General features: G+C 60.4%; 12 protein-coding genes. 4 read left to right on the top strand and 8 right to left on the bottom strand.

The window, feature by feature from the left end; all coding sequences use genetic code 11:
• Nucleotides 1–132: 132 nt before the first annotated feature.
• Complete coding sequence (locus tag ACQZ6J_RS19165) at nucleotides 133–1524, bottom strand: multicopper oxidase family protein (RefSeq protein ID WP_449085239.1); 1392 nt, start codon at nucleotides 1522–1524, stop codon at nucleotides 133–135.
• Nucleotides 1525–1717: 193 nt separating this feature from the next.
• Between ACQZ6J_RS19165 and ACQZ6J_RS19170 the strand changes: the two genes are divergently transcribed.
• Together ACQZ6J_RS19170 and aspS are read left to right on the top strand one after the other, a co-directional pair.
• Nucleotides 1718–2074, top strand: coding sequence for an endonuclease domain-containing protein (locus tag ACQZ6J_RS19170; RefSeq protein WP_449085240.1), 357 nt, complete (start codon nucleotides 1718–1720; stop codon nucleotides 2072–2074).
• A 409-nt stretch (nucleotides 2075–2483) separates the two neighbouring features.
• Nucleotides 2484–4274, top strand: coding sequence for an aspartate--tRNA ligase (aspS, locus tag ACQZ6J_RS19175; protein ID WP_449085241.1), 1791 nt, complete (start codon nucleotides 2484–2486; stop codon nucleotides 4272–4274).
• 75 nt (nucleotides 4275–4349) lie between these two features.
• Here the strand turns inward: aspS and ACQZ6J_RS19180 are convergent, their stop codons facing one another.
• Nucleotides 4350–5519 (bottom strand): serine hydrolase domain-containing protein, encoded by a 1170-nt coding sequence (locus ACQZ6J_RS19180; protein ID WP_449085242.1) that lies wholly within the window; start codon nucleotides 5517–5519, stop codon nucleotides 4350–4352.
• 66 nt (nucleotides 5520–5585) lie between these two features.
• On the opposite strand from ACQZ6J_RS19180, the gene ACQZ6J_RS19185 reads away from it, so the two are divergent.
• Nucleotides 5586–6242 carry a TetR/AcrR family transcriptional regulator gene (locus tag ACQZ6J_RS19185; RefSeq protein ID WP_449085243.1) on the top strand — a complete coding sequence of 219 codons (657 nt, stop codon included), beginning with the start codon at nucleotides 5586–5588 and terminating at the stop codon, nucleotides 6240–6242.
• 66 nt (nucleotides 6243–6308) lie between these two features.
• On the opposite strand, the gene ACQZ6J_RS19190 is transcribed toward ACQZ6J_RS19185, so the two are convergent.
• A complete protein-coding gene (locus ACQZ6J_RS19190; RefSeq protein WP_163986209.1) occupies nucleotides 6309–7496 on the bottom strand; it encodes a hypothetical protein in 1188 nt (395 codons plus the stop codon).
• A 230-nt stretch (nucleotides 7497–7726) separates the two neighbouring features.
• Here ACQZ6J_RS19190 and parC point away from each other — a divergent pair, with 230 nt between their 5' ends.
• Nucleotides 7727–9985, top strand: coding sequence for a DNA topoisomerase IV subunit A (gene parC, locus ACQZ6J_RS19195; protein WP_449085244.1), 2259 nt, complete (start codon nucleotides 7727–7729; stop codon nucleotides 9983–9985).
• Between the two features lie 105 nt (nucleotides 9986–10090).
• Here the strand turns inward: parC and ACQZ6J_RS19200 are convergent, their stop codons facing one another.
• The 5 genes from ACQZ6J_RS19200 to ACQZ6J_RS19220 all read right to left on the bottom strand — a co-directional run bounded on the left by ACQZ6J_RS19200 (nucleotide 10091) and on the right by ACQZ6J_RS19220 (nucleotide 13068).
• Nucleotides 10091–10483: a type II toxin-antitoxin system death-on-curing family toxin gene (locus tag ACQZ6J_RS19200; RefSeq protein WP_163986207.1), complete on the bottom strand. Its 393-nt coding sequence runs from the start codon at nucleotides 10481–10483 to the stop codon at nucleotides 10091–10093.
• The gene (locus ACQZ6J_RS19205) at nucleotides 10480–10701 is read right to left on the bottom strand and encodes an AbrB/MazE/SpoVT family DNA-binding domain-containing protein (RefSeq protein ID WP_163986206.1); all 222 of its coding nucleotides are present in this window, start codon (nucleotides 10699–10701) and stop codon (nucleotides 10480–10482) included. The genes ACQZ6J_RS19200 and ACQZ6J_RS19205 overlap by 4 nt, the downstream gene beginning before the upstream one ends.
• 65 nt (nucleotides 10702–10766) lie before the next feature.
• The gene (locus ACQZ6J_RS19210; RefSeq protein ID WP_449085245.1) at nucleotides 10767–11648 is read right to left on the bottom strand and encodes a DMT family transporter; all 882 of its coding nucleotides are present in this window, start codon (nucleotides 11646–11648) and stop codon (nucleotides 10767–10769) included.
• Nucleotides 11649–12428, bottom strand: a complete 780-nt coding sequence (locus ACQZ6J_RS19215; RefSeq protein ID WP_163986204.1) for an arginyltransferase — start codon at nucleotides 12426–12428, stop codon at nucleotides 11649–11651. It lies immediately after the preceding gene.
• 181 nt (nucleotides 12429–12609) lie between these two features.
• Entirely contained in the window at nucleotides 12610–13068 is a 459-nt protein-coding gene (locus tag ACQZ6J_RS19220; protein ID WP_449085246.1) for an RDD family protein, read from the bottom strand.
• Between the last annotated feature and the right edge of the window lie 117 nt (nucleotides 13069–13185).

Below are 13185 nucleotides of genomic sequence, written 5' to 3' on the forward strand. Positions count from 1 at the left end.
TTCCTTCTCCTTTCAGGCGGATATGTCAATACTTTCGCGGACAAAGCCTTAGCCGCGTTTCGCTTTTGGCTGAAATTCTCGCAAACCGGGGGCGGGTTCGGGCGCGATCGCTCACATTAGAGCCGTGACAGCTCACGCCACGCGCACGTAACTCGTCATGCCGGTCTTCTGATGCTCGATGATATGGCAATGCAGCAGCCAGTCGCCGGGGTTGTCGGCGACGAAGGCGAGCTGCACCTTTTCGTCCGGCTGGATCAGATAGGTGTCGGACACGAAAGGCTGCACCTGCCGCGTCGAAGAGGAGAGGACGGTGAAGCTCATTCCATGCAGATGAATCGGATGGCTGTGCGGGGTGACGTTTTCCATGTCGATGACATAGCTCCTGCCGAGCTTGAGTTCGGCGAGCGGCGCGGTCGGATCGGGGGTGTCGCCCGGCCACGGCACCTTGTTGATGGCCCAGAAACTGTAGCCGAGCGATCCGCAGATGCTGTTGTCGGCGGTGTTTTCCGCCGTGGCACTGAGAATCAGCGGAATATGGGTTGCCGCGCCGAGATCGGCCTTCCGGACGGGATTGTCTTCCAGCGGCGCCAGGTCGCGGACATCCCGCTTCAGCGAACTGCCGACCGAGCGCAAGGTCGCCAGCACCTTCGGATCGGTGCCCTTGATATCCTCAAGCTTGACGATCGCGCCTTCGCTGTCGGGCATGCGCACGGCCAGCTCCAGCCGCTGTCCGGGGCCGAGCTGCAGGAGGTCGAGCGGGAAACGCTGCGGCACGGGATTGCCGTCGATGGCGATCACCGTCGCCTCGCCGCCATCCACGCGGAAGGAATAGATGCGCGTGACGTCGGTAATCGCAACACGCAGGCGCACCAGACCGCCGGCGGGGGCGTCGTATTGCGGCTGCTGCTGCCAGTTCGCGGTTCGCACCGTGCCGTAGGTGCCGGACTTGGCGGCATCGCGCGGCCGGAACTGGGCGATAAACTGTCCATCGCTGCCGAGCCGCCAGTCGCGCAGATTGAGCACCACTTCCGAATCGAATGCCGGATCCTTGGGATTCTCGACCACGATGACGCCGGTCATGCCGTGGCCCATCTGCTCCAGCGTGTTGCAATGCGGGTGATACCAGAAGGTGCCGGCATCGGGCGGGGTGAAGGCGTAGTCGAAATGATCGCCGGTATAGACGTAAGGTTGGGTCAGGAAGGGCACGCCGTCCATGTTGTTCGGAAGGCGGATGCCGTGCCAGTGGATGGTCGTCGGGTCGTCTATGCCGTTGACGAGCCGGGCCGCGAAGGCTTCGCCCTTTTTCATGCGCACGACCGGCGGCATGCCGGCTTCCCCATAGGTCAGCACGCTCCTGGTCTTGCCGCCGTCCGTGAGGCTGGCTTCGATCTTGGCCGTCTTCAGCGTGAGCGGCTCAGCCGCCGCCGCCTTGCCTGTAAACCTTCCCGCTATGCCGATGCCCACGCCATAGGCACCGGCAACGGCTGAGGCTTTCAGGAGATTGCGTCGGGTGAGGATCGGCATGTCAGGCTCCGGGAGCGAAGATATATCGATGCTTGTTTAAAGTTGACCATCGTGTTCAGCAATAGCATTGAGGTAGCCAAACTGCCGCAGCGGCTACTTGCGGATGTCGATATGGGCCGGGATGTCCGTCATGCCGGATATCGAGGGAGCTGTATGCTCTCTGTGTAACGCCATCTGAAAGGGGAGGCACTATATGCGTCGCGATGTTCCGGATCGGCTACGTCAATTCGCCAAAGCAATGCGTAGCGATGCCACCAGGGCCGAAAATATGCTTTGGCAAGCCGTGCGTCGGAGCCAGCTCGAGGGCTTCAAATTCAAGCGGCAGGTTCCGATCGATGGTTACATTCTCGATTTCGTGTGTTTCGAAGCTCGGTTAATCGTCGAGGTCGATGGCGCGCAACATGCCGAAAGCACAAGGGATGCAACGAGAGATGCCTATTTCTCGCAACAGGGCTTTCGTACTGTGCGGGTCTGGAACCACGAGGTAACGACGAATCTCGAGGGAGTTTGCCCGACGATTCTCGCGGAATTGAAAAATAGCGGAGAATGAACCGGAAGGCGAGGCGTATGCGGACCCTATCTCGCCCTTGGCGGGCGAGAAAGCAATTTCATTGGTTTAGGAATTGCGAAACAGAGCTTGCAGGGCATTCTAAAGCTTGGCGCAATTTCTAAGCCATTGAAATTGCAAGAGCGGGGGTCTGTTTCTTGTTCAATATAATTCAAGGGTTCTGTGCGTCACTGCCCACCCCCTCTCTTGCAAAAACTAAGACTTAGAAAAGGGGCTAGCCCTCATCTAAGCCTAAGTTTTTGCTTTCTCGCCCGCCCAGGGCCAGATAGAAGCGGTGTTCGAGCCTTGACAAATCGGGCTCGCCGTGCGCTTTTCCGCCCGATTTTCTCGTCGGCAGGCGAGGGGCTTGCATGTCCTTTCGCCGCGGCCCGCCAAGTCCAGGATATATACTATGCATCGCTATCGCAGCCACACATGCGCCGCCCTGCGCAAGTCCGACGTCGGTTCGACCGTCCGCATCTCCGGCTGGGTTCATCGCGTCCGAGATCATGGCGGCGTGCTGTTCATCGACCTTCGCGATCACTACGGCATCACCCAGGTCGTCGCCGACCCCGATTCCCCGGCCTTCAAGCTCGCCGAAACCGTTCGCGGCGAATGGGTCATCCGCATCGACGGCCTCGTCAAGGCTCGCACGGACGATACCGTCAACAAGACCATGCCGACCGGCGAGATCGAGCTCTATGCTCAGGAGATCGAAGTGCTCTCCGCGGCCAAGGAATTGCCGCTGCCGGTCTTCGGCGAGCCGGATTATCCGGAAGACGTTCGCCTGAAGTATCGCTTCCTCGACCTGCGCCGCGACACGCTGCACAGAAACATCGTCAAGCGCACGCAGGTCATCTCCTCGATGCGCCGCCACATGGGCGACGTCGGCTTTACCGAATACACGACCCCGATCCTGACGGCCTCGTCGCCGGAAGGCGCGCGCGACTTCCTCGTGCCGAGCCGGATCCATCCCGGCACCTTCTACGCGCTGCCGCAGGCGCCGCAGCAGTACAAGCAGCTGCTGATGGTTGCCGGTTTCGACCGCTACTTCCAGATCGCGCCGTGCTTCCGCGACGAAGACCCGCGTGCCGACCGTCTGCCGGGCGAGTTCTATCAGCTCGACCTCGAAATGAGCTTCGTGACGCAGGAAGACGTCTGGAACACCATGGGCCCGCTGATGACCCAGGTGTTCGAGGAATTTGCCGAAGGCAAGCCTGTCACCAAGGAATGGCCGCGCATCCCCTATGACGTCGCCATCCGCAAGTATGGCTCCGACAAGCCGGACCTGCGCAACCCGATCGTCATGGAAGCCGTCACCGAGCATTTTGCCGGCTCCGGCTTCAAGGTCTTCGCCAACATGATCGCCTCCAACCCGAAGGTCGAAGTCTGGGCCATTCCGGCCAAGACCGGCGGCTCCCGCGCCTTCTGCGACCGCATGAACGCCTGGGCGCAGAGCCAGGGCCAACCCGGCCTCGGATACATCTTCTGGCGCAAGGAAGGTGAAAAGCTCGAAGGCGCCGGCCCGCTCGCCAAGAACATCGGCGAAGAGCGCACGGATGCGATCCGCACCCAGCTCGGCCTCGATGACGGCGACGCCTGCTTCTTCGTCGCCGGCGATCCCTCCAAGTTCTACAAGTTTGCCGGCGAGGCCCGTAACCGCGCCGCCGACGAGCTGAACCTGATCGACCGCGACCGTTTCGAGCTGTGCTGGATCGTCGACTTCCCGTTCTTCGAATGGAGCGAGGAAGAAAAGAAGATCGATTTCGCCCATAACCCGTTCTCGATGCCGCAGGGCGGCCTTGAGGCGCTGCAGAACCAGGATCCCCTCACGATCAAGGCGTTCCAGTACGACGCCGTCTGCAACGGCTTCGAAATCGCCTCGGGTTCGATCCGTAACCAGTCGCCGGAAACCATGGTCGCCGCCTTCGAAAAGGTCGGCCTCAGCCAGGCAGACGTCGAAGAGCGTTTCGGTGGTCTCTACCGTGCCTTCCAGTACGGCGCGCCTCCGCACGGCGGCGCCGCCTTCGGGATCGACCGAATCGTCATGCTGCTCGTCGGCGCCAAGAACCTGCGCGAGATCTCGCTGTTCCCGATGAACCAGCAGGCACAGGACCTGTTGATGGGCGCTCCCTCGGCCGCAACGCCGACGCAGCTGCGGGAACTCGCCATCCGTCCGGTGCCGCCGGTCAAGAAGGACTGAGTTTCTTCAGGCTTGATGAAATGCAAAACCCGGCGACCGAAATCGCCGGGTTTTTGTTTGGAGCCACTGTGTCAGTTAGATCCCGGCGTAAACAGCTTTCGCCAGATCCATCGTAAATTGCCCCCACATGCCTTCCAGTGCCGTGTTGGTCAGGGCGACCACCGTCAAGCCCTTTTCAGCGTCCACGAACCAGCTGTGGCCGTAGACCCCGCCCCATTTGATTGTACCGGCGGAGAAGGGAACCTGGCCCGCAACAGGGTCGGTGACGACGGACCAGCCATAGCCAAAGCCCAAACCGGCCTGCAACGCCTGCATATGGCCGCCTGCCTGATCGGTCATCATCGTTTTCACCGTATCGGGTGAGAGCAGCGGCGCACCGCCCTTGCGGATGGCGTCGAGAATAGCCAGCACATCGCTTGCCGTTCCCGCCATGCCCGCACCGCCGGAGTGGTAAGAGGCGGGATCGAATATCCGGTCGGGCGCAAAGCGGATCACGCCATCGAGTATCGGAACAAGCGTACCGTCTTCCATTCGTTGCGGCTGGGGATCGCCATTCACGTAATTGGCCGAGAGGCGGCTGCGATCCCGAACCGCGAATGCCGTATCGGAAAGGCCGAGAGGCTTCATGACGAGCTCTGCGACCACATCGCCGAGCGCGCGACCGGTTTCCTTTTCGATGATGCCGCCAAGCACGTCCATCGCCAGCGAATAACGCCAGTTCTCACCCGGCGTAAAGAGAAGTGGCGCGTTGGCAAGGCGCTGGAGGTTGTCAGCCACTGATCGGCCCGGTATGTCCAGACCATCGGATACGCCGGCCCGATGATATGGACCGTCCTGCTCCTCCGCGAAGGTATAACCCAGTCCGGACGTGTGCGTGAGGAGATGGCGGATACGGATGACGGCTTCGCTTCCATCCGGCAGTCGCGGCCGGAAATCCGGAAGCCATTTGGTGATCGGGTCTTGGAGCCCGATGCGGCCCTGCTCGACAAGCCGCATGGCGGTGATGGTGACGATCGGCTTGGTGACGGAGGCTAGCCGGAAGATGGCATCTTCCTGCATCGCCACGTCGTTTTCCCGATCCGCCAGCCCGGCGGCGCGGTGATAGGCCAGCTCTCCGTCCTTTGCAATCAGGACTACCGCCCCGACCAGTCTCTTGTCCGCCAGAGCGGAGTCAATCGCAGCATCGACGCCTTCAGCAAGGCTGCCGTCGCTTGGACGCGTGGAATTTTCCAGGGGAAGACTCATGGGGCAAAACCTTCTATAATCACAATGACCATTCCTGAATAAACCAGATCGGGAAATAATTCTAGAGTGACCATTGTGAAAAATATTGAAGAGACGGAAAATTCTTCCCCGCGCAAGCGTGGACGTCCGCCGGCGTTCGATCGCGAAACCGTTCTCGCCTCGGCGCGGGACACTTTCTGGAAACATGGCTACGACGGTTCTTCCATCGCCGATCTGACAGCGGCGATGGGCATCACGCCGCAAAGCCTCTACGCGGCGTTCGGCTCCAAGGCAGAGCTCTATCGCGAGACGCTCGACCAGTATCGCCGCATGCCGCGGCCCGAGCCCGGCAATCCGTTTCTCGACAAGGTGGACACGGTGACGGCCTTCGAACGCTTTCTGATGAATTCCGCCGCGATCTTCACGGCGCCGGAGCATCCGAAAGGCTGCATGATCTCGACGGCGGTGTTGAACTGCGCCGAGGAAAACGAGCCGATCGCCAATCACGTCGCGTCCATGCGCCTCCAGACGCTGGAGATTTTCGTGACGCGGATCGAACGCGGCATTGCAGAGGGCGACATGCGGCCGGATGCCGACGCTCATTCGCTCGCGCGCTTTCTGGGCGCGATCGTGCAGGGGATGTCCGTTCAGGCACGCGACGGCGCGACGACGGAAGAATTGCTCGCCCTGATGGCTCATGCGATCAGCGAGCTGAGGAAGTATCAGGTGCGGCAGGAGCCCTAGTCGCCGGCAAAGAAAAACCCGGCGACCGAAATCGCCGGGTTTCCAAATGCTTCAGGGAACGGCAGCTTAGTCGTTCGAGGAAACCTTGAGGCCGATCACCTGCGGGATCGTCTGCGGTGCGCCCATGGCAGCGCCGATGATCATCGGCACCGGAACCGGCTTGCCGGGAGCAGCCGTAACCGTCAGGCTCTTCGGGTTGTCGAGATAGGCGCTGACGGCAGCCGAAACGGCGTTCTGCAGTTCCGGAACGTTAAGCTGTGCCATCATGATCGGCGTCATTGCCTTCAGCGTGTCGCCGAGCTGCTTGCCGGTAACGCCCTGCTGCTTGCCGGCGAAGTCGAGCGCGCGTGCGGTGATCGACGCATCGTCGAAGCGGACCTGGGCGCTGTTGAAGGTCAGCTGCTGCAGCAGGCCCAGCATGGCGAGGCCGGCCGACTGCTGTGCTTCCTGCTGGTTCGGGTTGGAGCGAACCGTCTTCAGTGCATCCTGCATCGATTTTGCAAATGCCGGGGTATAGCCGGAAATGCTGAAGGCCAGGTTCAGCTTGCCGATATCCTTGAAGTCGAAGGAATATTCGCTGATGTCGATCGTGCCGGGGCCGATTTCCCAGCTGCCCTTCATGGCAACGGTGCCGTCGACCTGCTGCAGCTTGAGCGCTTCGATGGCGTCCTTGGCCTTCGGATCGTCGACCTTGCTGAGGTCGGCCTTGATGCCGTTGATCTTGGCGTCGAAATCGAGACCAGACTTGTCGTCGCGCTTGTTCATCGTGGCGTCGGCGCCCTCGATCGAGAACACTTCGACATCGTCCTTGGTAACGGACACGGCGCCGGCATGGGCGCTCTTGTAGTAGAGAAGCGAGCTCAGGTCGCCCTTGGTCGCATCAGCCGGGATCTCGACGCCGTTCAGCTTCAGATCGGTGGCGGAAACAGCCGCGCCGTCCTTGTTGAAGTCGACATCCGCAAAGTCGATTTCCTCGATCGTATAGCCGCCGTCGTTCTCTTCGACGCCATCCAGGGTGATATCGCCAAGCGGAATGCCGTCTTCCAGACCGGTCGCCTTGAGAGTGGCGCCCTTCAGCGTTACCGTGTCGCCGTCGATGTCGATACCTTCGGCGGCGATGGAACCGCCCTGCTGGCCGTACACGTCGTTGATCTTCTTCAGGAGATCGTTACCGTCAAGTGCGAAGGCGGAGCCGGCGAAAGACAGGATGGCAGCGCTGCAAAGCATCAGCCGCGTGGTCCGATAGAAAGTCATAATGGCGTTTCCTCGTTGAGCCCGTAGTATTGATGGGGACGTACATATTGAGCGTGTACTGCGCTGACTTATATTGATCTTTCTCAAAAAATCCAATGAGATTGAACGTCGAGAGCAAGTGCAGCAAAAATGTATCGATAGCCCGTGTCAAGATCCGTGAAACACCTTCATCCACAGGTGCTTTCCACCGATTTCTTGCCGGGAATCGTCATCTCCGATAGTCAAGGGCCATGGGACAAAATCTTAAACCGCCGTCCGGTGACGGCGACGACAATATCCTTCCGGTCGACCTGAAGGCCGCGCTCGAGGAGCGCTATCTGGCCTATGCATTGTCGACGATCACGCAACGCGCGCTTCCCGACGTTCGCGACGGGTTGAAGCCGGTGCATCGCCGCATCGTCTATGCGATGAGCGAGATGGGACTGCGCCCCAACTCCGCCTTCCGCAAATGCGCGAAGATCGTCGGCGAGGTGATGGGTAACTATCATCCGCACGGCGACCAATCGATCTACGACGCGCTGGCACGCCTCGCGCAGGACTTCTCGCAGCGCTACACGCTGGTCAACGGGCAGGGTAATTTCGGCAATATCGACGGCGACAGCCCGGCCGCGATGCGTTACACCGAATCCAAGATGACGGCGGTTTCCGAGCTGCTGCTCGAAGGCATCGACCAGGACGCGGTCGATTTCCGCGACACCTACGACGAGTCGAACTCCGAGCCGATCGTTCTGCCCGGCGCTTTTCCAAACCTGCTTGCCAACGGTTCCTCCGGCATCGCCGTGGGCATGGCGACCTCCATCCCCTCGCACAACGCGCATGAGCTTTGCGACGCCGCGCTGCACCTGATCAAGGATCGCGACGCCACCGTCGAGAAGCTCGTGGAACTCTATATTCCCGGCCCAGATTTTCCGACCGGCGGCATCATCATCGATGATCGCCGGAGCATCATCGAGAGCTACAAGACCGGCCGCGGCGGCTTCCGTGTTCGCTCCAAATGGGAGATCGAGGATCTGGGCCGTGGCGGCTACCAGATCGTCGTTACGGAAATTCCCTTCCAGGTGCAGAAGTCCCGGCTGATCGAGAAGATCGCCGAGCTGCTGCTGGCCCGCAAGCTGCCGCTGCTCGAGGACATTCGCGACGAGTCCGCCGAAGATATCCGCGTCGTCCTGATACCGAAGAGCCGCACCGTCGATGCGACCATCCTCATGGAGTCCATGTTCAAGCTGACGGAGCTGGAAAGCCGCTTTCCGCTCAACATGAACGTCCTGTCCATGGGCCGCATTCCCAAGGTCATGGCGCTGAACGAAGTGCTGAAGGAGTGGCTGGACCATCGCCGCGAGGTGCTTCTGCGCCGTTCCCGCTTCCGGCTCGCCGCCATCGAGAAACGCCTGGAAATCCTCGGCGGTTTCCTGATCGCCTACCTCAATATCGACGAGGTCATCGCCATCATCCGCGAGGAGGATGAGCCGAAGCCGGTGATGATGGAGCGGTTCGGGCTCACGGACAATCAGGTCGAGGCGATCCTCAACATGCGGCTGCGCTCCTTGCGCAAGCTGGAAGAGTTCGAAATCCGCAAGGAATTCGATGGCCTGACCAATGAGAAGGCCGATATCGAGACTTTGCTGGCCTCGGAAGAAAAGCAGTGGCAGACGGTTGCCTGGGAAATCGGCGAGGTGAAGAAGAAGTTCGCCAAGGCGACAGACATCGGCCGCCGCCGCACGCAGTTCGCCGAGGCGCCCGAGGCAGACGACGCCGCCATCCAGCAGGCGATGATCGAGAAAGAACCGATCACGGTCGTCGTCTCGGAAAAGGGCTGGATCCGCGCCCTGAAGGGCCATATTTCCGATACATCGTCGCTGACCTTCAAGGAAGGCGACGGTCTCAAGGTCGCCTTCCCGGCGCAGACGACGGACAAGATCCTCATCATCACGACGGGCGGCAAGGCCTATACGCTCGGAGGCGACAAGCTTCCCGGCGGCCGTGGTCATGGCGAGCCCCTGCGGATCATGGTGGATATGGAGAACGATCAGGACGTGCTGACCGCTTTCGTCCACGATCCGCAGCGCAAGCAACTGATCGCCTCGACGGTCGGCAACGGCTTCATCGTGGCCGAGGCGGAACTGGTCGCCAACACCCGCAAGGGCAAGCAGATCATGAACGTCTCCTATCCGGACGAGACCAAGCTTCTGGTGCCGGTGTCCGGCGATCACGTCGCCGTCGTCGGCGAGAACCGCAAGATGGCCATCTTCCCGCTTGCGCAGGTGCCCGAAATGTCGCGCGGCAAGGGTGTGCGTCTGCAGCGCTACAAGGATGGCGGCATTTCCGATATCCGGTGCTTCGTGATTGCAGACGGCCTGACATGGGAAGACAGCGCCGGCCGCACCTTCACCAAGACCAAGGACGAACTGGTGGAATGGCTGGGCGATCGCGCCGGCGCCGGCCGCGCCGTGCCCAAGGGCTTCCCCAGAAGCGGACGGTTCTCGGGGTGAGGCTTGGTTGAACTGAGTTTGAGGCAATCGGCCTGTTACGGTCGATTGCCGCAAGAAGCGCCCTGAGCCTTAGCGAAGGGCAGGGGCGGCCGATAGAGCGGGCCGTCACCCGGCTAGCGGGACGCAGTAATCCTTGAAGAAGTGCGTGGCGCCGATCTCGTCGATTTCTCCGGCAGCAACACCTAATACTAACGCAACGACCATCCCATCGTCTGCTTCGATCAAATAGCCATTGATGTAGAGAAATGTGAAAGCTGCGAGGTATCCGGTTCTTTTGTTCCCATCGGAAAAAGGATGGTTTCGCACCAGACCGTAAAGATAGGCCGCAGCTAGAGCGAATAAATCGTTTTCACCATATGCAGCCTTGTTCAGTGGACGGGCCAGTGCCGCTTCCAGGGCATTCTCGTCTTTTAAGGCCGGCAATCCACCATGTTCGACGATCTGCTCCTCATGCATAATCTCCACGGCTTCACGTAATAGCCATTGATACTCGTTCATTTTGCGAGTTCGCGTAGGGCGCTGCGATATTTCTGCATACCAAGCCTTGCCGCACGTAGTTGCTCTGCAATGTCGGCGCGCTCGGGAACCAATTCGATGTTGCCGTTCACTTCCCGTATTTCCAGCGAGTCGCCGTTTTTCAGGCCAAGCCTCTGGAGAACTTCTTTCGGGATAATAACGCCTTCGGAATTGCCGATCTTTCGGATGGTGACGTTCATGTCTCAGCTCCAATGTAATAACCGAGTTATAACATTGGGCGATCATGATTTCAATTTACAAGGTCTTACGCCGCGAGCGCCGCTCTTGCCTTCACCCGCGCCTGCCACAACGAGTGGGCGGCAAGCGCGAGGATCAGGATTGCGCCGCCGGCCAGGGTCAGCGTGGTCGGCGCTTCGGCGAAGATCAGCCAGACCCAGATCGGCGCCAGGATCGTTTCCAGCAGATAGAACATCGCCACTTCCGGCGCCGACAGGAAGCGCGTGCCTGTCGCAAGGCACCAGAAGGAAAGCGGCATCAGCACCGCGCCATCGAAGAGGATCCAGCCGGGATGTTCGATGGAAAAGCCCGAGGGCGCTATATGGTAGAGCCCGACGGCGGCCGGAATGATGGCGGCCAGCAGGGAAGCGAAGCCCATGTCTCGCCCCGAAGCGCGGCCTATGGTGATGGCGCAGGCGATTGAAAACGAGGCGAGCACCGAAAGCGCATCGCCAAGCAGATGACCGCTCTCCATGCCGCCTCCGACGATCAGGCCGACCCCGAGGAGCATCACCGCCATGGTGATGAATGTCGAAAGGGCAGGGCGCTCCTTGAGGAAGATCCAGGAGAGCAGCGCGGTGAACATCGGGTTGAGTGCGATGATGAACACCACATTCGCCGCCGTCGTGTAATAGACGGCGAGAAGAAAGGTAATCGTCGTCAGCCCGTAGAAGAACCCGACCGGAAGCCCGAGCCAGCCCGGCAGCACGCTTTGCAGCGAACCGGTGACGCGGCGGATGACCACAAGGACGGCGAGCGCCACGACAATGGTCGCAAGGCTGCGTGCCGACAGCACCGACCAGACCTCGCCGCTGGACAGCCGGATCAAGGGTATGTCCATCGACAGGGCCAGTCCGCCGAGCGTCGTCAGCAGCAGGCCCTTTTTATGATCCGAAAGATGGGAGAACATTCAGCGGAAGGTATCTTTGCCGCCGTCTGCGGCGGGATCGAAACGTTCCCAGCCGCGCGGCGTGAGATGTTCCTGCGGTTGGAAGCGGGTCTTGTAGTCCATCTTGCGCGAACCCTTGACCCAGTAGCCAAGATAGACATGCGGCAGGCCGAGCGCTTTCGCCCGCCTGATATGGTCAAGGATCATGAAGGTCCCCAGCGACCGCTCGTCGAGATCGGGATTGAAATAGGAATAGACCATCGACAGCCCGTCGCTCATGACGTCGGTCAACGCTGCCGCCAGCAACTCGCCCTTCGGGCGCTGTTCCAGCCCCGAGCCTTCCTCGCGGCGGCGATATTCGATGATGCGGGTATTCACATGCGTATCCTCGACCATGATCGCATAGTCGAGCACGGTCATGTCGGACATGCCGCCTTGCTGGTGACGATAGTCGAGATAGCGGCGGAACAGCGAATATTGCTCGCTTGAAGGCTGCGCCGGAAATTCGGTGGCGATGACGTCGCTATTGGAGGCCAGTACCCGCCGCATCGACCGGGTGGGCTCGAACTCCTGGGCAAGGATGCGTACGGATACGCAGGCGCGGCAGGATTCGCAGGCAGGCCGATAGGCGATGTTCTGCGAACGCCGGAAGCCGCCCTGGGTTAGGATATCGTTCATCTCGGCTGCTCGGGGACCGACGAGATGTGTGAAGACCTTGCGCTCCATCTCGTTCGGCAGGTACGGGCAGGCAGCCGGTGCCGTCAGATAAAACTGCGGAGAAGGCGTCGACTGCGTGTTCATCTGCCGTTGATTGCCCTTTCTTTCGGCACCTGTTTTCTACAAGCATGGCCCAAGTTTAGAAAACGTCAACTACGTCCTTCGTTAAAGATCGAAGTTTCCTAATTGATGATGCGCTCGGGTGCCGCCTCGCGGACCTTTGTCCCGGCGAGGGATCGTGTTGTTTCGGTATCGCGACGTGCTCTCAGGCCGTACGGGCGATGACGGTGCCCAGCAGCAGGTCGTGCAGCAGCCGGCTGCGGTCGGTAAAGAGGCCCACCAGCAGGATCAGCGGCGTCAGGACCGAGTTCAGGATCCAGAACAGCGCCAGATGGACGATCGCCGTCAGGAAATCCATCCGGCGGCCATCGACGCGGACCATGGTGAGGCCCATGGCGCGCATGCCAAGGGAAGCCTGATAAGGTCCGCCGAGCGTCCAGCCGAAATAAAAGCCGGCGACGAGAATGAACAGAACCGGATAGAGGAAGAAACCAAGCCCAAGCGTCACGATCGAAACGAAAAACAGAAGCACGGCTGCGGGAATGCAGAGCAGCGCGACGATGATGTAATCGACGATGAACGCGAAGATGCGCCTGCTCAGCACGCCGCTATAAGCGCGCCAGTCGTCCGGTGCTGCATAGAGCGGGCTGGGGTTCAGGCTCATGACTTTTCTCCTTGGCGCAGGACCTCTTCAATCATTCCGACTGAGGAAGAATTCAAGCACAGGTTACGGATATACTGTTGCATGACGACCGAAATGGGGCGCCCTGCAACAGGGAAA

It is taken from the genome of Rhizobium sp. A37_96 (assembly GCF_053521765.1).